This window comes from Pseudoalteromonas sp. SG41-5 (genome assembly GCF_014164495.1).
GTDB classification, from domain to species: Bacteria; Pseudomonadota; Gammaproteobacteria; order Enterobacterales; family Alteromonadaceae; genus Pseudoalteromonas; species Pseudoalteromonas rhizosphaerae.
On the sequence record NZ_JACJFH010000017.1, the window covers coordinates 13,000 to 37,203 of the forward strand.

Annotated in this window: 16 protein-coding genes and 1 pseudogene; 11 read left to right on the forward strand and 6 right to left on the reverse strand. The window is 39.6% G+C overall.

All coding sequences use genetic code 11. The annotated features are described in order from the left end of the window. Nucleotides 1-84 precede the first annotated feature (84 nt). From H5232_RS06765 to H5232_RS06795, 7 genes are all read left to right on the forward strand, one after another. Nucleotides 85-711 (forward strand): YceI family protein, encoded by a 627-nt coding sequence (locus H5232_RS06765; RefSeq protein ID WP_259400107.1) that lies wholly within the window; start codon nt 85-87, stop codon nt 709-711. Nucleotides 712-1,240: 529 nt separating this feature from the next. Continuing rightward, nucleotides 1,241-3,355 (forward strand): EAL domain-containing protein, encoded by a 2,115-nt coding sequence (locus H5232_RS06770; protein WP_182717809.1) that lies wholly within the window; start codon nt 1,241-1,243, stop codon nt 3,353-3,355. Beyond that, entirely contained in the window at nt 3,346-4,266 is a 921-nt protein-coding gene (locus H5232_RS06775; protein ID WP_182830686.1) for a diguanylate cyclase, read from the forward strand. The genes H5232_RS06770 and H5232_RS06775 overlap by 10 nt, the downstream gene beginning before the upstream one ends. A gap of 107 nt (nt 4,267-4,373) precedes the next feature. Continuing rightward, nucleotides 4,374-5,642 carry a PotD/PotF family extracellular solute-binding protein gene (locus H5232_RS06780; RefSeq protein WP_182717811.1) on the forward strand — a complete coding sequence of 423 codons (1,269 nt, stop codon included), beginning with the start codon at nt 4,374-4,376 and terminating at the stop codon, nt 5,640-5,642. Nucleotides 5,643-5,651: 9 nt separating this feature from the next. Then, entirely contained in the window at nt 5,652-7,919 is a 2,268-nt protein-coding gene (locus tag H5232_RS06785) for an ATP-binding protein (protein WP_182830687.1), read from the forward strand. A gap of 16 nt (nt 7,920-7,935) precedes the next feature. After that, on the forward strand, nt 7,936-11,412 hold the full coding sequence (locus tag H5232_RS06790) for an ATP-binding protein (protein ID WP_182830688.1): 3,477 nt from the start codon (nt 7,936-7,938) through the stop codon (nt 11,410-11,412). Nucleotides 11,413-11,600: 188 nt separating this feature from the next. Further along, entirely contained in the window at nt 11,601-11,795 is a 195-nt protein-coding gene (locus tag H5232_RS06795) for a (2Fe-2S)-binding protein (RefSeq protein WP_145236256.1), read from the forward strand. A gap of 95 nt (nt 11,796-11,890) precedes the next feature. On the opposite strand, the gene bfr (H5232_RS06800) is transcribed toward H5232_RS06795, so the two are convergent. From bfr (H5232_RS06800) to H5232_RS06825, 6 genes are all read right to left on the reverse strand, one after another. Further along, nucleotides 11,891-12,355 (reverse strand): bacterioferritin, encoded by a 465-nt coding sequence (gene bfr / locus H5232_RS06800; RefSeq protein ID WP_182739583.1) that lies wholly within the window; start codon nt 12,353-12,355, stop codon nt 11,891-11,893. A gap of 10 nt (nt 12,356-12,365) precedes the next feature. After that, nucleotides 12,366-12,839 (reverse strand): bacterioferritin, encoded by a 474-nt coding sequence (gene bfr, locus H5232_RS06805; RefSeq protein ID WP_149980077.1) that lies wholly within the window; start codon nt 12,837-12,839, stop codon nt 12,366-12,368. Between the two features lie 222 nt (nt 12,840-13,061). Then, a complete protein-coding gene (locus tag H5232_RS06810; protein ID WP_182830689.1) occupies nt 13,062-15,200 on the reverse strand; it encodes a TonB-dependent receptor in 2,139 nt (712 codons plus the stop codon). Nucleotides 15,201-15,321: 121 nt separating this feature from the next. Further along, nucleotides 15,322-15,603 carry a hypothetical protein gene (locus H5232_RS06815; RefSeq protein WP_149980079.1) on the reverse strand — a complete coding sequence of 94 codons (282 nt, stop codon included), beginning with the start codon at nt 15,601-15,603 and terminating at the stop codon, nt 15,322-15,324. A gap of 289 nt (nt 15,604-15,892) precedes the next feature. Next, nucleotides 15,893-16,966 carry a PepSY domain-containing protein gene (locus H5232_RS06820; RefSeq protein ID WP_182830699.1) on the reverse strand — a complete coding sequence of 358 codons (1,074 nt, stop codon included), beginning with the start codon at nt 16,964-16,966 and terminating at the stop codon, nt 15,893-15,895. A 112-nt stretch (nt 16,967-17,078) separates the two neighbouring features. Continuing rightward, complete coding sequence (locus tag H5232_RS06825) at nt 17,079-17,942, reverse strand: cation diffusion facilitator family transporter (protein ID WP_182830690.1); 864 nt, start codon at nt 17,940-17,942, stop codon at nt 17,079-17,081. 166 nt (nt 17,943-18,108) lie between these two features. Between H5232_RS06825 and H5232_RS06830 the strand changes: the two genes are divergently transcribed. The 4 genes and pseudogenes from H5232_RS06830 (at nt 18,109) to H5232_RS06845 (ending at nt 24,170) form a co-directional block, all read left to right on the forward strand. Next, a complete protein-coding gene (locus H5232_RS06830; protein WP_182830691.1) occupies nt 18,109-18,489 on the forward strand; it encodes a hypothetical protein in 381 nt (126 codons plus the stop codon). Between the two features lie 53 nt (nt 18,490-18,542). Then, nucleotides 18,543-19,802, forward strand: coding sequence for a TolC family protein (locus H5232_RS06835; protein ID WP_182730856.1), 1,260 nt, complete (start codon nt 18,543-18,545; stop codon nt 19,800-19,802). Then, nucleotides 19,799-21,019: an efflux RND transporter periplasmic adaptor subunit gene (locus H5232_RS06840; RefSeq protein ID WP_182830692.1), complete on the forward strand. Its 1,221-nt coding sequence runs from the start codon at nt 19,799-19,801 to the stop codon at nt 21,017-21,019. Before H5232_RS06835 ends, H5232_RS06840 begins: the two co-directional genes overlap by 4 nt. Before the next feature lie 11 nt (nt 21,020-21,030). Then, nucleotides 21,031-24,170 (forward strand): annotated as a pseudogene (locus H5232_RS06845) (efflux RND transporter permease subunit). Nucleotides 24,171-24,204 lie beyond the last annotated feature (34 nt).

Here is a 24,204-nt window from a genome sequence, read left to right on the forward strand (position 1 = left end):
TTATGAAAAATGACGTTTTATTTTACCTACACTCAACACATCACTAATGGCTTAACTACTATGAACTCAGCGTCAAAGAATACAATGCGAACATTTATACATTCGGTCTCAGTTATGTGTGCTGCGCTGTTACTGACAAGTTGTGTGAGTTGGATTGCACCAACTGTTAAATCTGAGTTGATAGCGCTTCAAGCGGGCGAATATCAGCTAGACAGTCAACATGCTGCATTAATATTTAAAATCCAACATTTAGGGTTATCAACCTATGTAGGGCGTTTTAATAAATTTGATGCACAACTCAACTTTGATCCTAATAACATGACTGCCGCGTCATTAAACGCAGTGGTGGATATTAGCTCTATTGATATTAATAATGCTGACTTAGCAGAAACCTTACAAAATGACACTTGGTTTAACAGTGAGCGCTTTGCTCAGGCATCATTTACTAGCAACACTGTTACAGTTATATCTGATAACAGTTTTAATTTCTCAGGTGATTTAACTCTTAGAGGTGTTACCAAACCTGTGACGTTTAAAGCCACATTTCACGGTGGAGCAGACAACTGGATTACAGGAAAATACACCATTGGTTTTAGCGCGGTCGGTCAAATCAAACGTTCTGACTTTGGCATGGACAGTTATATACCGATTGTTGGGGATCAAATTGACTTAGAAGTTTATGCGGAATTTATTAATGTTGGTAAGCAATAAGAAGTAAGTGATAGCTACTAAATCGTCAATCAGTGACATTTTCAGATAGAATATAATCCCTGAATGACCGCTAGGGCACTTTTGTGAAGTTTGTCTAAAAAGCGAAATACGGGCTAAATATTTTTAGCATGTGTTTCCATTTTGGTCGACTTTACTTGTGCCACATACCTGTCTTTTTCTGAGCAACAATAGGCCTTGATTGGATTGTTTTACCATGTGCGATGTCATTTACTCACCTCCCCCCTCTTGGTTTACTATCGATAGCGAGGTTAAAAAGCGCCAGATCTCTTACTTTATAAAATAGTTCTAGTTGTATTCGAATAGCTCATATTTGTTGAAGTTTGAGAAGCAACCTTTGTCCTACAGGCTTATTTTTATTCCAACCCTCTTTAGGATTATATAGTGATTTGAGTTGTTTCCACTTATGTGGATGATAATTCAATATATATTAAAACTGGGCTGTATCGCTTTTCATAGAGATTAGGACTATCTTTAATTATAGGCAAATTAGATTATGGAGAGCGTTTAAATGGCAGAGCTTTGTAAAATTCTCGTTATAGATGATGAAGAGATCAACACCTTGCAACTAGAGCATGTTCTGGACGATGTTGGGTTTATTTGTTCATGTAATAAAAGTGAGGATGCCATCGCTCTTATTGAAGAGTTTATACCAGATATACTTTTACTCGATCTAGAAATGCCCAATGTTAGTGGATTTGACATATTACTAGAAATACAAAAAAGACCTCATCTTGGTGATTTACGCGTTTTGATCATCACTTCTCATAATGATCCTGACATCGAGCAAAAAGCGCTTTCATTGGGAGCGATTGATTTCATATCTAAACCTTTGAATTTAACTTTATGTCGAATGAGGGTTGAAAACCATACAAAAATTCGAATTCAAGAAAAAACCATTCAGCGCACTAAAGCAGCTTTGGCTGCTGAAAAAGAGCACTTACGGATCACGTTAGACTCTATTGCTGATGGTGTTATTTCTACTGATGAGCATGCGTGTATAACTTACCTAAATCCAGTAGCGCAACGTCTAACCGGTTGGTCACAAATTGCGGCTAGAGGGCGACATATTGAAGAAGTAATGATACTTAGAGATGCCTCAACAAAAATACCTTCTATGAATCCTTTATCAGTTGCTCTGAAGGAAAATCGTCCTGTTGCTATGGCTATAAACACGCAGTTAATTAGCCGGCAAGGTATGCTGCACCGAGTCGAAGATAGTGCGGCTCCAATATTAGATAAGGATGGTAATAAGCGTGGTGCAGTAATGGTTTTTCAAGATGTTAGCGAAGTCCTTGCTATGTCAGTTCAAATGACTTATTTATCTCATCACGACCAACTAACTGCATTACCCAATCGCGTATTGCTTCATGACAGGTTAACTCAAGGAATAGCTAGAGCCTCATTTAATAATACTAAAGTGAGCCTGATGCTTCTTGACTTAGATAAATTTAAGTACATAAATGATGCTTTAGGACATCATATTGGTGATGAAATAATTGCCCATATAGGTCATAGCCTTGATAAATTTGCATGTAATGATATTACTGTTGCAAGAGTGGGCGGCGATGAATTTGCACTTGTTGTTCCCTATGAAAAAGACACATTCGGTCTTGAACCGCTTATTAGTCAAGTGCTAGATGTCATCGCTAAACCTTTCAGATTAGCTGATGAGCAACATGTCCTTTCAGCAAGCTTGGGGATAAGTGTGTATCCTGATGATGCATCAAGTGTAGAGGAAATGCTTCGTCATGCAGATTCAGCAATGTATAAAGCAAAACAAGAAGGCGCTAATAGCTATTATTATTTTAGTAATGATCTCCAAGTTGAAATGACTAAGCGTTTAAAAGTGGGTAATTGCTTACGCAACGCGCTAGATAACAATGATCTTGTTGTGCTTTATCAGCCAAAATATGACTTAGTGACTCACGACGTTATTGGTGCTGAAGGATTAGTGAGGCTAAAAGATGACACTGGAGAATTTATATCTCCACTTAATTTTATTGAATATGCCGAAGAATCAGGACTAATTTACCGTTTAGGTGAACAAGTTTTGGAGCAAAGTTGTATTGATGCTAAAAAGTGGCTTGATGCAGGATACCCAAAGAAAGTCGCTGTTAATATTTCAGCTAAACAATTCACTGGTATTTCGCTGGTTGATACGGTTGCATCGATATTAGAAAAAACTAAGCTACCAAGTCGTTATTTAGAGCTGGAGGTAACCGAATCAGCACTGATTGATAATTTCGAACAAACGATAAAGCAATTACAGGCGATCGCTGATATGGGGGTTAGCCTTGCGCTTGATGATTTTGGCACGGGGTATTCTAGTCTGTCATATTTGAGACTATTTCCTCTTGATGTGCTGAAGATTGATCAGTCTTTTGTGCGTGATATGATTAGTGACTCTCAATCGCTTGATATTGTTACTGCAATTATCGACTTGGCTAATTCATTAAGCCTACAGATCGTGGCGGAAGGTATTGAAACAAGCCAACAAAGAGATAAGCTACAATCTCTAGGCTGTGCCATTGGTCAGGGATACTTACTTGGTAAACCAATGCCCTTTTTAGAGATGATGGACGTGCTTACTCAAGCCAAAAATAAAGGAAATATATGCACCTAGCTCTTAAGCCATTAACGCAATGTAAAATATTAATAGTTGATGATGATGAAATAATTCGCTTTTCACTACAGGCTATCATGGAAGATTACTTTGAAGTCGAAACACTAGCTATGGGCTTACAAGCGTTAGATTATTGCAAATCCAATATCCCAGTTCTCATTTTACTTGATGTAAATTTGCCAGACATCAGTGGCTTAGATGTATGCAGAGCGTTAAAACAGGATATATTGTTTGCGCACGTTCCTATTGTATTTATTACTGCAACTTATGATACTGATTCTCAGAATGCTTGTTGGGAAGCTGGTGCAGCAGATTTTATTGATAAACCAGTAATTGCCTCAACGCTTATACATCGAACTACAAATCACGTAGAGAATAAGCTGCGCTTAGAAGTGTTGATGAAGTTGACTTATAAAGATTCTCTTACAGGACTTTATAATCGGCACTATCTAGACAAGGAAGTCAGTAATGCGCTGAAACAATCAGAGCGTGAAAAAAAGCCGTTTAGTGTGTTAATGACCGATATTGATCATTTTAAACTTTATAACGACCATTATGGTCACCTTCAAGGTGATATTTGTTTAAAACAAATTGCCGATGTGTTTGCCAATAGTTTAAAAAGGCCTCATGACGTAGCGATTAGATTTGGAGGTGAGGAGTTTCTGATTGTGCTGCCTTATACCGACATTGAAGGGATGTCGCACGTATGCAAACAAATAATTCTACAACTTAATGAGTCAAATATTGAGCATAGTCAATCATCCATTGGGCACGTTACTGTTAGTATTGGCGGAGTAACGTATGAGAAACAGGGCATAATGGAGCTTAATGAGTTGATCTCATTGGCTGACGAAGGACTATATTGCGCCAAGCGAGATGGCCGTAATTGCTATAAATTACAGGTTGTTTAATTTGGCTCCTTAGTAGTTTTAATTAATTATGAGATCTAATTTGCTGTTTTTTTTATTGTTTAGTCTATACTTTTTCTCTTAGGGACATTGGTATTGGATAAATAATAATGAGTTATTCACCTGATCGTAGACACTTCCTGCGTACAGTTGGTGCCGGGGCCGCTGTATCAACACTCGCATTCAAAGCGCCTTATGTATTTGCTAAAAAAGTAACAACTTTGCGCGTCATGGGCACTCACGTTACATTGCAAGAAGAGCTTCGGCAGCGAGCAATGCGAGAGCTAGGTATAAATTTACAATTTATACCTATGGGTAGTGCAGCTGTTTTACAAAAAGCTGCTGCGGATCCAACTTCTTTTGACCTTTATGAACAGTGGTCAGACTCAATAAATATCCTATGGCAAGCCGGTGCTATTCAACCAATAGACGTCGATAGGCTTGTCTACTGGAATGAAATAAATGACCTTACTAAAATAGGTAAAATAACCCCCTCGGCCAAACTAGGGGCAGGTGATGCACCAAACAAAATTTTATTTGTTCAAAATGATGGCTCATTAGCAAGTACACCTACAAAAAAAATAAGCTTTATGCCATATGTCCACAATGTTGACTCATTTGGCTATAACACAGATTACATCGAAAAGGGGCAAGCCTATGAAACTGAGTCTTGGTCTTGGTTGCTGGATGATAAAAATAAAGGAAAAGTGGCCCTTGTTAATGCACCAACAATAGGCATATTTGATGCTGCGCTTGCTGCTCAGGGCCAAGGTCTGATGACATTTAACGACATTGGCAACATGAGCATTGGCGAATTAGATAAATTGTTTGCAATTTTATTATCGAAAAAAAGGCAAGGCCACTTTTCTGGTTTCTGGACATCAGTACCGCAGTCAGTGGATTTTATGAAGACAAAGCGCGTTAATATCCAAAGTATGTTTTCACCGGGTGTGAGTGCCTGTAGAGGCCAAGGTATCCCTGTTGTCAATGCATCCCCGAAGGAAGGGTATCGTGCTTGGCATGGTGTTATGTGTTTATCTGCTAATACCTCGGGGCATGTAAAAGATGCGGCTTATGAATATATGAATTGGTGGCTATCTGGTTATCCTGGAGCCTTTATTGCTCGACAAGGTTACTATATATCTAACCCACAGCGTAGCCAGCCGTTAATGTCTAAGCCTGAGTGGGATTATTGGTACGAGGGAAAAGAAGCAACCACTGAGCTGATTGGAACGGATGGTAAAATTTCTGTACAAGCTGGCCAGACTCGCGATGGTGGAAGTTATATTAAACGTTTTTCAAATATAGCTGTGTGGAATACCGTAATGCAAAATTACGATTATAGTTTAGATAAATGGTATGAACTACTTAATGCTTAAGGACGTCGTTTGGTACATTTAATATCGCGTTCTATTGCAGCGAAAATGACATTAGCGTTAGCACTGGTGGTAATTACACTCAGTATCAGCTACATCGTCATGGATAAACGCTTAGAAGCAATTGATACATCGGTAAATAATATTACGGATATTAGTAGTCATGCCATTGGTATTTTACGAATAAACAAAGATATTGTTGAAATGCAACGTGATATTTCGGTCTATGGCGCATCAGGGAGTGATGCGGTATTTGCTAAGATTGAACAGAACTACCAAAGTATTGACCAGCGTTTAAAAGCAATAGATAAAAAAAATAATGAAGTTGACGATAAAATTTATATCGATGCCATGTCTGAACTCGTGCTTAGGTATGGTGATAATCTAAGCGTGCTAAAAAAGCGCTATAATATAAAAACAGCATTGATAGATACAGAGCTGCCACGTATTTATTTAGGCGCTGTTGCCCATTTAACAGGCTTACTACAACTGACCGCAGATTTAAAAGATAAGTTGTTAATTACGCAAAATATAAATATATGGCACACATTACACCACAATGCGCAGCTTTATTTAACTAAAAAGGACTATTCTAAGCGTCAACAAGTCATTAAGGCGCTGCAAAGTCTCTCAAGCTCCAAATTAGCTTTGCAAAAGCAGCAAAACAGGATCGAAAACCCAACAGTTCAGTTAGCTGTAGATTACCAGCAAGCTTTTACTAAAAGCGTCCAAGCAAATCGTAACTATTTAAGTCTAGTTAATGTTGTTATGGCGGGTGATGCCATTGAGTTTAGTGCATTAGCAAATACACTTAGAGAGCAGTCACTGTCACGTTTAATTACAATAAAAGAAACCGGCTCAGTTAGTATTTCAAAAACAGAGTATGTTTTACAGCTACTCGGAGTAGGCGCTATCTTGTATATCATTGGACTAGCGTTATTTTTTCACTTTCATATAGCACATGCTATTAAACTATTGACCAAAAGTTTTCAAAGCTTTCTTAATGGTGACCTATCGGCGCCCATTCACGATTTAACACGCAAAGATGAAATCGGTTTGTTAGCGGGTGCTGCAAATCGTTTCAGGGCGTTAAGTAAAGACTTTATTTCTGCAAAAAAAGCAGCGGAACATACTTCTAAGGTCAAATCTGAATTTTTGGCAAATATGAGTCATGAGATCCGCACTCCTATGAATGGAATTTTGGGGATGGCGCGACAGCTTGGCAATACCTCTTTGACAGATAAACAAGCAAGAATGTTAGAGATTATTCAGTCTTCAGGCGCCAGCCTGCTAGTTATCATCAATGATATTCTCGATTTGAGTAAAATTGAAGCCGCAAAAGTTGAGCTTGAAAACCAATCAATCGATTTACATAAAATGCTAGATGAGTTAAAGCTACTATTTAGTGAACAAGCAAATGCAAAACAAGTGCAGCTTTTTGTTTCATCGCCGACAGACGAAGAGAATATTATTTTTGCAGGAGATGAAACACGCATAAAGCAAGTACTTATAAATTTGTTAGGCAATGCCATTAAATTTACTGAAAGAGGAAGTGTTGCATTAAATGTAAATGTTCAGAAAGAGGCGAATAATGAGCTTATATTGTCGTTTGGTGTGTCGGACACTGGTATAGGTATATCACACGAGCATATTGAGACACTCTTTGAAGCTTTTTCACAGGCCGATACCTCGATTACACGCCGATTTGGCGGAACAGGCCTCGGTTTAGCTATTACCAGTAAGTTATTAGCGCTTATGGATGCACCTTTAAAGGTAGAAAGTGAGCTTGGTAAAGGCTCGCTTTTTTATTTTGAATTAAAGACTCAAAGGGGTGATAAACAAGCGAGTCGACAACATGAAAATACTAAATTACCAGCACCGCAAGAGATTGATCTATCTAACTTAAACGTATTAGTTGTTGAGGACAATGAGATTAATCAAATTGTTATTGAAGCGCTTTTGAAAGAGTTTAATATCACTTGTATCAATATAGCCGGTGATGGTGAGCAGGCGATTGCACAGTGCGAAATGTGTGCATTTGATATTATTTTTATGGATATGCAAATGCCTGTTCTTGATGGGCCTCAAGCAACACTTAAAATTAGAACGATGCCAGCTTTTTTAACAACACCGATAATAGCTTTAACTGCAAATGTACTAGGTAGCGATAAGCAGCGTTGTTTTGAATCTGGTATGGATGATTTTATCGGCAAACCAATAAGTTATGAGTGTTTAAGAGCGGTACTATTAAAGTGGTGTAATCCCCTAACTAAGCATTAGTAACAAAGGGCTAAAGATGAATATTTCCATGAAAGCAAATAAGTCAGTTGTATCTTCAAAGACGTTTCTTAGGTGGATCACGTTCTTTTTTGGTCTGTTGTTGGTTTTGGCGGTTTTACTATTTGAAACGCATGTAAAAAAAGATGTGTTAACGCAAATAGACAGCGAGTTTTCAACAACAAATCAGCGATTAAGGGAGGTGGTGACTTCATTTATATCTCGATCAAAATCAGATATTAGTTTTTTACACTCTACACCGCCGATTTCAGGGTTACCAAGAGCCCATTATAATAATGGTATAGACCCATATGATGGAACCACTTATAAACAGTGGAAAGAGCGATTAGAAACTATCTTTATTGGCTTTATGGAAAATAATTTAAATATTGAGCAATTGCGTGTTATTGCCGTTACCGCAACAGGAGAAGAGCTTATTCGTGTGCAGCGCCGAGGTGCTTCAGTTGAGGCTGTACCCGATTATTCGTTACAACCCAAAAGTGGGGAGCTGTATTTTTTACCGAGTTCGCAGCTTGAAGCTAAGCAAATATATTTATCGCCTATGTCGTTGAATCGCGAGTTTGGAGAAGTGACATTTCCATATAAGCCGATGTTACGGTTTTCTATCCCTATTTACAGTGAAGAAGGTAAGCGTTTTGCTTTCTTAATTATGAACGTTAGCGCAAATACCTTAATTGAAAAATTAACAACCACAGTGTTTGACTATTCTCAGCTTATAATTAGCAGCTCTGAAGGCGACTTTTTATATCACCCTATCGAAAAGTATCGATTTACAAGAGATTTAGCACCGAACATCACATGGGATACGCTATATGAGCAGTCGATCCAATATCAAGGACTTTATCGTGTGGATTCGAAGCAAAAAGTGGGCGAACAATACTATATGTTTTCCGATACAGTTCAAATGCGACCAGGGAAAAAGTTTAGTTATATTGATTTAAGTACTGTCGTTCCAAAGCTGTATATCGATAATATGATTAGTGATAAACGGCTTTTGACTTATGGGTTTTTATTGGTAATCATCTTTTTTACTGCAATACTGCTTATTACTTTTTATCGAAATGCAACCAAAAGCCAGGTGCTAGCTGAAGCACGTAGAGAGTCATCAGCCATTGTCGATGGTTCAATTGATGCCATTGTTGGATTAAATCTTCAAAGTGAACTAACCAGCCTTAACTTTAGTGCAGAGCGATTATTATCAACGTCTAAATCTTTATCTATAGGTATGCATACTAATGAATTGATATTACTCCAACAGCTGCCGATAGATAAGTATATTGCTGATTTGGAAAACTCGAAATCACAAATCAAAGATGAACGGTCCGTAGAGGTAAATGGGCAATCTTACTTTTTTGCTATTTCTGTAAGCCCGGTATTTTCTGAGCAGTTTGCACTCAATGGCCTTGCACTTATTATTAGGGATATTAGTAAAGAAAAAGCGGCCGAAGTTAAGGTAAAACGTTTGAACTCAGAGCTTGAGTCAAAAGTTAGAAACAGAACGAAAGACCTTGCTGAAGCGAAAGAGCAGGCTGTCATAAATAGTGATATTAAAAGCGCATATATTTCTAATATCAGCCATGAACTAAGAACCCCACTTAATGGTGTGATTGGAACATTAAATATTTTAAAGCGTGAAGAATTACCAGAAAAATCACGTAGGTTGATTAGTCTGATGGAGTTAAGTGCCACTAATTTAAACTTGTTGATAAACGATATATTGGATTTGTCTAAGATTGAAGCGGGTAAATTTGAATTAAACTTAAAAACATTTAATCCCAAATATTTGATTGAAGGCTTAGTTGAATCGTGCGCCATATTAGCCTTTGATAAAGAGCTTGAGGTTTATCTTGATACACGAGGTTTAAATTGCCAGCGAGCTGTATCAGACCCATTAAGGTTAACCCAAATAATCAATAATTTAATTAATAATGCGATTAAATTTACAGAGCGTGGTTTCATAAAGATCAAAGTTGAATCAGAAAAGATTGAGGATCAAAAACACAAATTACTCATTAGCGTTCAAGACACCGGCGAAGGCATTGAATATAGTGCCCAGCAGCATCTGTTTAATGCATTTAACCAAGCTGATAGCTCTATAACCGCTGAGTCTGGCGGTACGGGACTCGGATTATCAATATGTAAAAAGTTATGCCTGATGATGGGGGGCGATATAAAAGTGAACTCGGTCCCACTTAAGGGCAGTACGTTTAGTTTTGAGATAATAATTGATAGTGAAAGTAGTGAGAATACACCACAGAACAAGCATTATTTGTCTAAAAAAGTCTTAGTTATTAATAATAATAAAGAATCTCAAGAGCTATTAGGGCAGTTAATTCGTCATGAAGGGGGCGAGGTCGAGTACTCAAATTTTGAAGATTTAGCAGATATAACTGCTGAACCTTATGACATTATTTTCTTAGATGCAGAAGACAATAAAAGTGGTGAGTTAGAACAAATAATTGATGGCTTCATGCACCATAATTCAAACATTAAAATTGTTGTGTTACACAAACCCGGATCGCCATTACCTAAAGGTATTTCAAGTAAGGTCACCACAATTAGTAAACCATTCACACAAAGTGATTTACTAAGAGCGACTGGATTAACTCTGAGTAAGGTTGATCAATTGCAGTTACTTACAGTAGAAGCAAGCGAAAACAGTAATATACCAGTACGAACTTTAGAGCAAATTGATGGGTGTAGTATATTAATTGTTGATGATAATGAGATAAATATCGCAGTAGCAGTTGGATCACTTGAGTTTTTACCAATTTATGTAAAAACAGCAAGTAACGGTGAGCAAGCAATAGAAGCGTTAAAATTTAGTCGCATAGAAGGCAAGCCAATACGTTGTATTTTGATGGATTGTCAAATGCCTATCTTAAATGGTTACCAAGCTTGTGAGAAAATTCGTGCAGGAGATGCCGGTAATGAGTTTATAAATATACCTATTATTGCTATGACAGCTAACGCCATGATGGGCGAAAAAGAAAAGTGTTTATCGGTTGGCATGAACGACTATATTAGTAAGCCTATTCAAGCAAATGAGGCGCAAGCTAAAGTAATAGAGTGGGCATTATCTAATTACGAAAAAAATGAACATCCGGTCACTGAAATTTTGGCTGAAAAAGAAGTGTTATGGGATCATGGTGCTGCACTTTCTCGTTTACTTAACAAAGAAGCTTTGCTTATTAAAATTTGTACTATGTTTATTAAAACAGCACCTGAAAAATTTAACCAACTAACAGAATTTGTCGATGATCATAATTATGAACAAGTTCGTCAAGTTGCGCATTCTCTTAAAGGTTTATGTGGTGAGATAAGCGCCGACAGGTTAAGAAGTTTGTTTGCAGAGATTGAATTACAAGCAAGCAAGGGGCAACTAGATATTGAAAAAGAGTTTTCACTTCTGGAAAAGCTGCTTCCTGCGTTATTGAATGACATGAATGAGTGGCTAGAAGAAAATAACAGTTAGATATGAGTTATTTCATGAAGTGGCACATATCAGCCTCTTAAGTTTTAACCGGATTGCGGTGATCATCTAAAACTATATGAAATTAAGCAAATAAAAATAATTCTCAATTTTATGCGATTATTAATTGCGAACTGTTTACGTTTAGATTAATATACAAGCTCGAATGTAATTGAGAGTGGTTTGTATTCATGTATATCTGTTTATGTCACGGTGTGACAGATAAAAAAATTGAACAAACAATCGACGAAGGTGCGACTACAATGCGCGAGCTTTCTAAAGAGCTTAAAGTCGGTAGCCAGTGCGGCAAATGCTGCGGCTGTACTAAAAAGATCCTCAATCGTAAACTTATCCAAATCGCTGATATTACTGAGCAAGTGGCGTAGCTATTGCTGGTAATTGTTTAATCTCAGTGACATTTATTTGTATTATAAAAACTAAAAAAGCAGCCTAAGCTGCTTTTTTTGATATTAACCAAACGTTACATTTGCGACTGCAGGTAGTTTTCAATACCGGTGCTTTTAATTAACTGTTGTTGCGTTTCTAGCCAGTCAATTTGCTCTTCTTGCTCAGATAAAATGTTATCGAGCGCTTCGCGGCTAATATAATCTTTTTTACTTTCAGCAAGTTTGATCGCATCTTTTAGATCAACCAATGAATCTAGTTCAAAACTCATGTTGCAAGCAATCATTTCTTCGCTGTTTTCGCCAATGCGTAAACGGCCAAGATCTTGAAGATTAGGTAAGCCTTCTAAAAATAAAATACGCTCAATTAAACGGTCAGCGTTTTTCATTTTTTGAATCGAGGTTTTGTAATCAGCTTTGTCTAATACGCTAAAACCAAAATCTTTAAACATACGGGCATGCAAAAAGTATTGATTAATGGCAACTAATTCATTTGCCAGTATTTTATTTAATGCAACAAGAACGTCTTTATCGCCTTTCATAATTTAGCTCCTATTCGCCCATTTGTGATTGGTGATAGTTTTGGCTACCAATTTTATCAATCAAACCAAGTTGTTGTTCAAGCCAGTAAACATGATCTTCTTCGGTATCGAATAATAGCTTTTCAAGGATCTCACGTGACTGATAGTCTTTTTCTTGCTCACAGACTGCAATTACTTCTTTAACACATTCAACGACTTCAAGCTCTAGGGTTAAGTCATTTTGCATCATTGATTTAACATCATGACCAATAATAAGATCACGGCGTTTGGTCATGTTTGGTACGCCTTCGAGGAATAAAATACGCTTAATTAACCAATCAGCGTGATCTTTTTCTTCTTCCATTTCATGATTAAGGCGTACATAAAGTTTATCTAAACCCCAATCATCGTACATACGTGAGTGGATAAAATATTGATCGATTGCTGCAAGTTCATTTGCAAGCAATGTGTTAAAGCTGTCGATAACTTTTTGATTACCTTTCATAACGGCCTACCTTGAAATTCATAATTGCGACAAGTTTAGTGTAAAATCACAAAATTGCAAGTATTTTCCTTTTAAATCATATGGTTAATATTGCGTGTGATTCTCGTTTAAGTTTGCATTGTTGGTTGCTTTGTGAACAGATTGCTATTTATATTTAAGGTTAAAGATGAAATTAAGAAAGGCTCGTTCATTGCACCGCGCAATGAACGAGTTTAATGATGCTTAAAATTTATATTTAACGCCAACAGTTGCTGTTGTTCCTAAACCTTTGATGTTGTAGCCGCCGAATGTATATGACTGAGCACGGGCTGGAAAGTAATCTTCGTTAAATAAGTTCTCGATACCTGCAAACCCTTGCCAGTTATCAGCAAATTGGTATTGGCCAGTTAAGTTAAAAATATTATAATTTTCGACAGGGCCCTGATCGCCCACATATTTGCCATCGTCATTTGCTGCAAAGCGTTTTCTATCGCCGACATACAGGTAACTTAATGTTAGTGACATAGTATCACTAGGTTGCCAGTTTAGGTTAGCTGTCGCTTTTGGTGGGCTGATCTGTTTAGAACCTAAATAAACATCTGCTTCGGTGTTTTTACCTTCAACATAGCTATACGTTGCCAGTAATTTTAGGTTTGCAGAAATTGTATAATCTACCAGTGTTTCGTAGCCCCAAATTTCCTGTGGTGCTCGCACTGGTTCATATACGCCGGTCACTTCATTAAATTTATTGGTTGTGCCAAGTTCAGAGGTACTACGATATGCGGCAACTTCAATACGTACATTATCAAATTGTGAATTAAAACCAATTTCATAGTTGTCGATGATCGAGGCTTCAGTTTGGATCTGTCCAATATCGTTTACCGTGGCAGCACGTAACAGACGGCCAATATCTGAAATATCGGAGCCTTGTGAGTAGCTTAAAAATGGGCTGAATTTTTCATCAAGGTTGTACTTAATACCAACATTATAGGTTGTCGCATCGTAATCTATAGTGTCGCCTTTAACGTTAATAGGTACTGAGCACTGAGTTGGCGTTTTACATAGTTTAAGTGTGCGGTAATCGTCTACAGTTAAATCAATGCTTTCTTTGCGAACACCGGCTTTGACAATAAGGTCATCAGCAATCACCCATTTGGTTTGTAAAAAGCCAGCAACACTTTGCATATCCATTTCTGGAACCCAGATACGGCCATCAACAAGTGGCTGCGAAGTCACATCGGTTAATGCATCGATACCATAAATAAATGAGGCTTCGATAGAATCAAAATCTATTAGGGTATTAAATGTTGCGCGTGCGCCTTTTTTCTCAGATCTTATAATTGACTGGCCGCCGTCATAATTTTCGTCTTGATTAGCAAGATTGGGGGAGAAGAAAAACACGTTTTCTATATCTTGCATATAAAGATCTAAGGTCATTTGGGTGTTATCAAATAGCGCGTAGTCTATGTACTTTAGGGTGATATTTTCGTTGCCTTCGGGGCCTTGTGGTTTACCTTGTTTTTGTAATTCAGGTGGTACATGGATTGCGTAGGTTTTTTCGCCTAAGCTGATATCGCCAGCAACATCGCCAAGGTCAGTTTTTTGCTGCGAACTGAAGTAGTTATAACTAAATTGTAGCTGTTTTTCGTCATCAAAATCATAGCCCAATTTAGTAAAGTAGTTTTGTGTAACTGCGTCAGATAAACCATATTGTAAACCGAGTATGTCACCCAGGGCATCGCGTTGTACGCCATTTTCTTCATAGCTGGCAGTAACTAAATAGCTAAATTTGTCAGCACGGCCATTAATGGCTGCTGATAGCCTTGCACCGGCACTTTCCTCAAGTTTTACCGCACTAAAGCGACTCGATAAACTTATTTCACCTTCGGTTTTACCATCACTTTTTGCTTGTTTAGTGATGTAATTAATAATACCACCTGATGCACCGTTACCGTAAATAGAGGTGGCACCTTTGATCACCTCAATGCGGCCGATAGCACTTGGGTCGAGGCTCTTTATACCTAAAGAGCCATTACGCAGTGGGGTTGATTGCGGCACGCCGTCAATCATTATAAGTGGTGCACGACCACGCAGCGTTTGCCCGGTATTACTCGAACTACCTGTATCAGGAGCAAGGCCCGGCACCATTTGCGCAAGTAAGCTTTGTAGCTCTGGATTTACTTTTAAATGCTCTTCGATTTGCTGTTGATTGATAATAGTAATTGATGCGGGAACCTCATCAATGCTTTCAAAAACACGGCTACCAGAGACAACCACACGCTCCATTTGTGCATCGGTTAATTGGTTTTTATTGATTGCTTCATCGGCAAAAGTGGCAGTGCTTACAGCGAGGGCTAATAAAGTGAAAGAGGTTTTAAACATGAAGATCCTTTACGACTATGTAATTATGAGATATTGCTGTTTTTATTGGCGCAATAATAAGTGTAAAGAAGTGTAAAGGCAAGGGTATTGATAGTTATTATCAATTGCATTTTGTTTTTTGCTATTCAAAAAAGTTAAACATCAGCATTATGCTTGCAAAAAATGCCAACCAAAGCGGCGCACTTGCTTGATATTTTCCGACATTAAAAAGTTGATAACAAAAACCAATAAGCAGTAGTAGCTCAATAAGTAGCTGGAGTGGAAAACCCACAAAGGCATAAATGATTCCTATCACTGAGAGAAAGCTATTACCTGATAGTTTGCTCAAGGTGCCAGTAAAAAACTCGGCTGCTATAAAAAAGCACAAGTGGTTGATTATAAATAATAATAGAACACTTTTCATAGCTCTCGTCCTTAAGCTTTTTTCCTGATGCGCTAATAAGTGATTAATTCCATGTAATTGGTACGATTAATTTTAGGAGCTAAAATAGGAAAAATAAAGCAACGTCACTTGTTTAAAGTATGAGTTGCCACAAGGCAAAAAGTACATTTACATCGAGTCAGGAACGGCAGTTATTTGAAAGGTAAGGGTGGCATGAGTTGATCTGACAGTGTTACTGGTGGTGTGAACTTAAAGTTATTGTTCAACATCACCAGTGCGAGCTGATTTATTAAAACGTTATAATGCTGAGTTATCTATAATGGCGCTTATACCAAAAGTAACCCCCGCTGATAGTAAAAAAAGCAGGCAGTAGTGCAACCAATAGCCATAACATTTGCACCAAAAAACCGGCAAAATCGCCAATATGAAATTTGTATTTAAAATTCCACGCGCGAGTTGTAAGGTTGGCCTTTGAGGCATCGTAAGATTGCAGGACTTGACCGGTGTATTGATCGGCCCATACCCAACTATAAGCATGACTTTCATCAGGGTTTCTTACTCTAAGTGCAACTGGGTCGCTGGCTTTTTTAGGCAAATAGATACGAAATAATTCAGCCTCAGGAAATACAGCTAATGCGTTTTGTATAGCCACTGCAAAGTTATCGCCATTGATTATATTTGGCACCTCGAGTTCCGGCGCTTTAGGGCGTGCCTCTACATTATTTTGTGTTACAAACTCAAGCACTGCTTTGGTCTCGTCTTTCCAGTGAAATGCCATACCAGTAAAGGCAATTAAAATAAGAGGGATAAACAGATACATGCCAATCACTGTATGGAGTTGGTAAAGCAAAATACGTAATTTAGCCTTGGGTTTTATTACTAAACGTTTTAGGCGATTTTTAGGTTTAAGCCACATGTATACGCCAACGAATATATTGATAATAAAAATTAACGCACAGATAGAGACCCAATTGCGCAGCGGCTTTTTGCCATCTGCATCTTGGTATAATAGCCAACGATGAACGGCCATGGTAAAGCCATACACTGTACTGTAATAATCATATTTGAGCAGTACTTGTCCGGTATATGGGTTAACGCTGATATAGTTTTTATCAGCAAGCTGGGCTTGCCATGCAACAGTGGGCTGCTGCTCTGGCATAAGTAAAGTGACATTTTGTTTGGAGTGAACAGCCAGCGTATTGATAAGCACCGGATAGGCCAGTGGTGTTGATTGCGGGGTTACTGTCCAATATTGCGGATTAATGATTTGCTGAATGTCTTTTGCGTAAATTAAAATAGCGCCGGTGATGCTTAAACAGATCAAAAACAGCCCACTAACTAATGTCAGTATTAAATGAGTACGGCGTAACCACAGCTTTAACAACACAGATATCCTATGATATTTATAAAAATAAAGATGCGATGATAAATGAGAACGCGAGCTGTTTTCAATAAAAATCCGATTAAATGCAATTATGAGTTCGCATCATGGTTTGTTATTGTGGCTGTTTATATTCAATAATACATTGCTCAATAGCAAATTCATGGTGTAAATAGTCTTTAATTGCGTCAATATCAAGTGGCTGTGTAGCTATGATCACCAGTTCACAACAGGTTGTTTTCTCATCAATTTGCCAGGCTTTAATGCTGTGTACTTGGCTAATTGTAAAGTGCTTTTGTAACGCATTAGTGATTGCTTCACGATTAAAGTTATTGGGCGCAGCTTGCATAAGAATTTTGCAACTTTCAATCAGTAGTAATACCCCGTGATAAATTACATATGCCGAAATGAATACTGTGGCAATCAAATCAACAATATACCATTGATAGAGAATAATTAAGGTACCAGCCACAATTACCACGATCGAGGCCATAGCATCAGACACATTATGAATAAATGCAGCGCGAATATTCATGCTATTTTTTGCCCCCGCACGAAAGGTCAACACCGCCGTCGCAACATCAATTACTAGTGCTAATGCTGCCACCCACACTACAATCCAGCCATCGATTGGGGTTGGGTTAAAATAGCTGTCAATGGCTTCTAGTATTAAAAATCCACCAATAATGATTAAGGTGCTGCTGTTTAACAATGTGGCTAAAATTTCTGCACGTTTATAACCAAAATGATAGTGCTCGTTAGCGGGTTTATTACCAATTCTACGGGCGATTAATGTGATAAAAATAGCCGCTGCATCACTGAGATTATGCAATGCATCGGCAATTAAAGACAGACTGCCAGAGATGAGACCGCCAACAACTTGGGCAATAGTAAGTAGCACATTGATAAAAACAGCGAAGCCTAGCTGACGATCACTTTGGTCGTCATTGTGATGACTATGAGAATGTTGATGAGCCATATTGAGTATTGCCTAAGTTGTTATTATATTGATACTACAATACTAAATGAGCATTGCTGAATTAGCCAGCGGCATAAAGTTGGCATCTGTCGCGAGCGGTTAAGCACTTTTCAGTAACGAAAAGATGTGTTAAGTTAGCTTGGAAATCGTTCAAAGGATATATTGCTTGAAGCAATTAGTGTTGTTAGTTTTAGCGTTTGTACTACTTCAGCCTGTGCTGGATAGTTTTGACGTGGCTGATCATAACACTGCTATTAATGTAACCTCGCAATTATTATATCAACAAAGTCAATTAGACGAACACTGCTCTGTCAATAACGATCATGATATTCACCAACTGCAACATCAGCAATTAAGCCAAGCCTTAGCTGATAACGCCGATGATGCGCATTGTCATGTATGTCATATCCCCGCATTTTTTACTGAGCCGTGGCAGCAGCATGTCAATTTACCAAGCTACGACATTATTAGTTTGAACGCCCCTGCATTTAATTCGCGTCTGCTTATTCCTGATCTACGCCCTCCAATTACTCACTCACTAAGTTAATTTTTAGCTGGCCAACATCATGGTCACCGATTTATTTAGTAAGAGTATATGTTATGAATTTATACAAACCATTTGGGTTTGCTTGTCTGTGTGCGACTGTATTAGCTGCACCACCCGCATTGGCTGCGCCAACGCATAATACCGCCGATTTAACCTGGTTGTTGTTGCAATTAAAACAACACCCAAATTTACAGGCTGATTTTCAGCAGCTGCAAAGTGCCACTGCATCTGTGCGAGCCGCAGGGCAATCTCTATATAATCCAAACCTTGAGTCGAGTATTGAAAAAGAAGGCGATGCTAATAATTTTAGTATTGGGCTGAGCCAAACATTTGATATTAATGATCAACAACAGGCACAACACAGTGCGGCGCTACTTACACTGGTTGCACAGCAGCAGCGTTTGCAATTAACGTATTTACAATTAGTTGAACAAACCCTGATTGCGCTTATTAATTGGCGCAGTAGTAAAGCAGCTTTTCAGTTAGCGCAACAGCAAGAGCAGCAATTAGAGCGTTTAGTTACCGTGGTTAAGCGCCGTCGAGCGGCCGGAGAAGTCGGGTTGCTGGATGAACAATTAGCATTGTACTCACTATCAGAAATATTGAATCAAACCGCCCAACAAGCCAGTGCTTATGCAGATGCTAAATTAGCTGTGCAGGCACTGTTACCAACGTGGCACGAAGATGGACAGCTGACACCTGAACAGTTACTCAGTGGTATTAAACTCACTACAGATACTGAAAATGTGGTCCAACATCCACAACTTTTGCTGGTGAAATCACAATGGCAACAACAGCGTCAGCAAGTAAAGGTGATCAAAGCAGAGCGAGCCGTCAAACCAACCATTGGGCTTGTAGCAGGTAAAAATGGTGATGATAACCTTGTCTCTGTGAGTTTTTCTATGCCGCTGAATATAGTGAATAATTTTAGCGATGAATACCAAGCTGCAGAATTTATGGTGATGTCAAAAGAAGCCGAATATCAAGCTTTAAAGCGCACTATGACGTTTCAAGCGCAAGCCAGTAAAGAGGTGATGCAAGCGTACGCTCAGCGCGTTAAGCGTTGGCAGTCGATTAACCAAGCAAATGCAGATAGCAGCCTTACGTTGATAGAGCAACAATGGCAAAGCGGTGATATAAGTACCGCTGAGTACCTAACCATGCGCCAACAGCGTATTTCAGGATTACTTGCTGGCATTGAAATTGTTCAGCAAAGCCAACTGGCGAGTGTGAATTGGTTAACGCAAAGTGGTCAACTTAGCCATTATATTTCTACCTTTACGGATCCCCTAACTGATGGAGCTGCACTATGACGCGCTTAAAAATTATTCTTTCTGCTCTGCTATTTATTTTTAGCAATTTAGGGCAGGCAACCACTGTTGCACAACAAAAGTTTGATGATACAAAAACAGGTCATCAACACAGTGAAGAAGCACCGCACGCTCATACACCAGATGCAGCCCTTGATCATAGTGCTACCACAGCAGTACAACAGAGTGAGAATGTTGAACATGATCAAGCCGGCGGGGTACGTTTAACCCCGACACAAATGCGTTTAGCAAATGTGCAGATCAGCCCATTAGTGAAGCGCACTTATCAAGCGCAGTTGTATGCCCCTGGTGAAATCAAAGCTAATGGTTATAGCAGTTATGTGTTGTCGCCACGGGTAGATTCAATTGTGGTGAAACGTCACGCAACCTTAGGACAACATATTCAAGTAGGCGCACCGTTAGTGACTTTATTTAGTGCCGAGGTCGCCAGTGCACAAACCACTTATCGATTAGCTAAAGCACAGTGGCAGCGGGTGCAAAAAATGGGCAAAGGTACGGTGAGCGAAAAACGCTTACTCACAGCCAAGGCCGAATATGAAGTGGCTCACAGTCAACTTGTGGCGTTTGGTTTATCGGCTAAAGCAATTGCGCAAAGTGCGGTCAGCCCAGCCGATAAACTGGGGGAGTACACATTATTTGCTGGTACGTCAGGGGCTGTGCTCAGTGATAATTTTGCACAAGGGCAGCGGGTCGATGCGGGAATTGAACTGATGCTGATTGCTGATGAAAGTCTACTGTGGGTTGAAGCGCAATTGTCGGCAAATCAAACCATTAATATTGATACAGGGACAATAGCGCAAGTGAAAGTGAATCAATTCACATACCCAGCCAAGGTGATCCAAGAAGCACACACTATAGATCAGATCACTCGTTCACGGATTGTGCGTTTAAGTGTACAAAACAGCCAGCATCAATTACACCCAGGGATGTTTAGTGACGTGTATTTTGAATTTTCAACTGAGCAACAAGTGTTGGCAGTACCAGAGCAAGCTCTACTTAGGAACCCAGATGGTGATTGGGCGGTATATGTGCAAGATGAAGACGGTGAACTTATAGCAACTGAAATTGAACGTGGCCGACGGTTTGGTCAGCTTCGTGAAATTAAAGGATTAGCTGAGGGCACTAAAGTCGTTACTCAAGGAGCATTTTTTGTCGCATCAGAACTAGCTAAAGGCGGTTTTGATCCGCACAACCATTAGGAGCTAACACTATGTTTAATAATATAATAGATAGTGCGATTGCTAATCGACTACTGGTTTTGCTGACTCTTTGTGTATTCATTGTCACCAGTGTTGTGGTGATCCCAAAACTCAACCTTGATGCTTTTCCAGATGTTACCAATGTGCAAGTGGCTGTTAATACCGAAGCACCAGGTTTGGCTGCCGTTGAAGTTGAGCAGCTGATCACTTACCCAATTGAAGCGGTCATGTATGCATTACCTGATGTAGAGCAAGTTCGTTCGATTTCTAAAACGGGGCTTTCTGGTGTTACCGTGGTGTTTAAAGAAGGGGTGGATATCTATTTTGCCCGCCAACTGGTATTTGAGCGTTTGCAAGCAGCGAAAGAACTGATCCCGGACGGGATTGGCTTGCCAGAAATGGGCCCGAATACGTCAGGGCTCGGGCAGGTTTACCAATACTTATTAGCGGCATCACCTGAGTCTGGCTTGGATAGTATGGCGCTGCGCAGCTTAACGATTGGATTGTGAAGTTACTCATCTTACCCGTTGATGGGGTTACCGAAGTACTGTCGTTCGGTGGTGATGTGCGTCAATATCAAGTAAATCTTAACCCAAATAAGTTATTAGCTTATCAGCTCGAGCAACAACAAGTGGTAACTGCACTGGAAGAAAACAACACCAATGTAGGTGGCTGGTATATGAACCGCGGCCAAGAGCAGTTAGTTATTCGTGGAACAGGTTGGTTTAATGCCGGCACACTAGGGCTGCAAGAAATAGCACAAACGCCATTGAAAACCATCAATGGCACAGTGATCACCATTGCCGATGTGGCAGAGGTGACGCTTGGCAGTGAAATTCGCCAAGGTGCCGCTACGATGAGTAAAAAAGATGGTCAAGGTAATGTGCAATCATTAGGTGAAGTGGTGACAGGGGTGGTATTAAAACGCATTGGTGCAAATACCAAGCAAACCATTGATGGTATTAGCGCGCGGATTGCGATGATCAATCAAGCACTACCAGAGGGGGTGACGTTTGAACCGTTATATGACCAAGCTGATTTGATCACCAAAGCGGTTGATACTGTGGTAGATGCCTTGCTATTAGCGTTTGTATTTATTGTGGTTGTGCTGGCGTTGTTTTTAATGAATTTACGCGCCACATTATTGGTTTTATTGTCTATACCAATCTCCATTAGTATGGCTTTATGTGTCATGTCGTGGTTAGGGCTCTCGGCTAATTTGATGTCACTCGGTGGTATTGCTGTGGCAATTGGTATGCTGGTGGATGGCTCTGTGGTGATGGTGGAAAATATTTTTCGTCACTTAACTAACAATACTCATGCTGATCACTCACCGGCTAAATTGATTTCTATGGCGGCTAAAGAAGTTGCCAGGCCGGTATTTTTTGCTGCACTAATTATTTTAGTCGTGTTTATGCCGCTGTTTAGTTTTGAAGGTGTAGAAGCTAAATTATTCCAGCCAATGGCTATAAGTATCATGTTAGCCATTATTTCTGCTGTGATTGTTGCGCTAGTAATCGTGCCAGCAATGGCAGTGTATTTATTTTCTAAAGGTGTCACAGTTAGGCGCAGTGTATTACTTGAACCGTTAGATAAAACTTATCAAACATGTTTACGCTGGGCAATGAACGCACGTAAAACGGTGATCTCGCTGGCGGGAATATTAGTGATGATTGCTGGTATCTTATTGCCGCAACTAGGCACTGAGTTTGTGCCAGAGCTTGAAGAAGGCACTATTAACTTACGGGTAACACTGGCACCTTCGGCAAGCTTGGATACAGCATTAATGGTCGCTCCTAAGTTGGAAGCGATATTATTGGCCTTTCCTGAAGTTGAGTATGCACTTAGCCGAATTGGTCGCCCAGAAGTCGGGGGGGATCCAGAGCCAGTTAATAATATTGAAATTTACTTAGGTTTAAAGCCAGTGAGTGAATGGCAATCAGCTGCTAATCGTGCACAACTGCAAGTGTTAATGGAACAAAAATTAGCGCAGTTTCCTGGTTTATTGTTTAACTTTTCACAGCCGATAGCCACGCGGGTGGATGAGCTACTCTCAGGGGTGAAAGCGCAACTAGCGATTAAGCTGTTTGGTGCTGATTTAGATGTGTTAGTCGCTAAAGGGCAGCAAATTGAGCAAGCTGTAAAAGGTGTTGCTGGCGCTAAAGATGTGGCAATGGAACAAATTGCTGGTGAAGCACAATTAGTGATAAAACCGAACCGCTTAGCACTTTCTCGCTATGGTTTATCTGTGGGGGATTTAATGTCGATAGTGCAAGATGGCATTGGCGGCACTGCGGCAGGGCAAATTATTAATGCCAATGAGCGGTATGATATTTATGTGCGCATTGGGGCAGAGTTTCGTGACAGCCCAGAAGCCATTGCAGACCTGCGTTTATTATCACCGACAGGTGCCGTGGTTAGGGTTGGGGATGTCGCAACGGTTAATATTGAATCTGGTCCGCCACAAGTGCGCCGTGATGACGTTCAGCGCCGAGTAGTGATCCAAGCCAATGTACAAGGGCGCGATATGGGCTCAGTCGTCGCGGATATTCGCCTTGCCATAGCTGAGCAAGTTGATTTACCGTCAGGTTATAGCATTAGTATTGGCGGTCAATTTGAAAACCAACAACGTGCGCAGCAGCGTTTATCTATCGTGGTACCTATTTCGCTGGCTTTGATTGCATTACTTTTGTATTTTGCATTTGGCTCGATAGGCCAAGCATTGCTGATTTTAGTCAATGTGCCGTTAGCTGTTATTGGTGGTGTGGTTGCACTTTACGTATCAGGGCAATATTTATCAGTGCCAAGCTCTGTGGGTTTTATTACCTTGTTTGGGGTAGCTGTGCTTAACGGCGTGGTGATGGTTGAGAGTATTAATAATCGCGTTAAAGCGGGAGATAGTCTACAAAGCGCAGCATTTAATGGCGCACTATCTCGGCTGCGACCCGTACTAATGACGGCGTTAACCTCAGCGCTTGGTTTGATACCCATGTTGATATCAACAGGGATCGGCGCTGAAATTCAAAAACCATTAGCAACAGTTATTGTTGGCGGATTATTTACCGCAACCTTTCTTACCTTATTTGTATTGCCGGTACTCTACACTCAATTTAGTCAGCAGTTTTACCGTGTCAACGGGAATAAAAACTAGCTCTACTGCAGTACCTTACACAAGGCGCATAAAC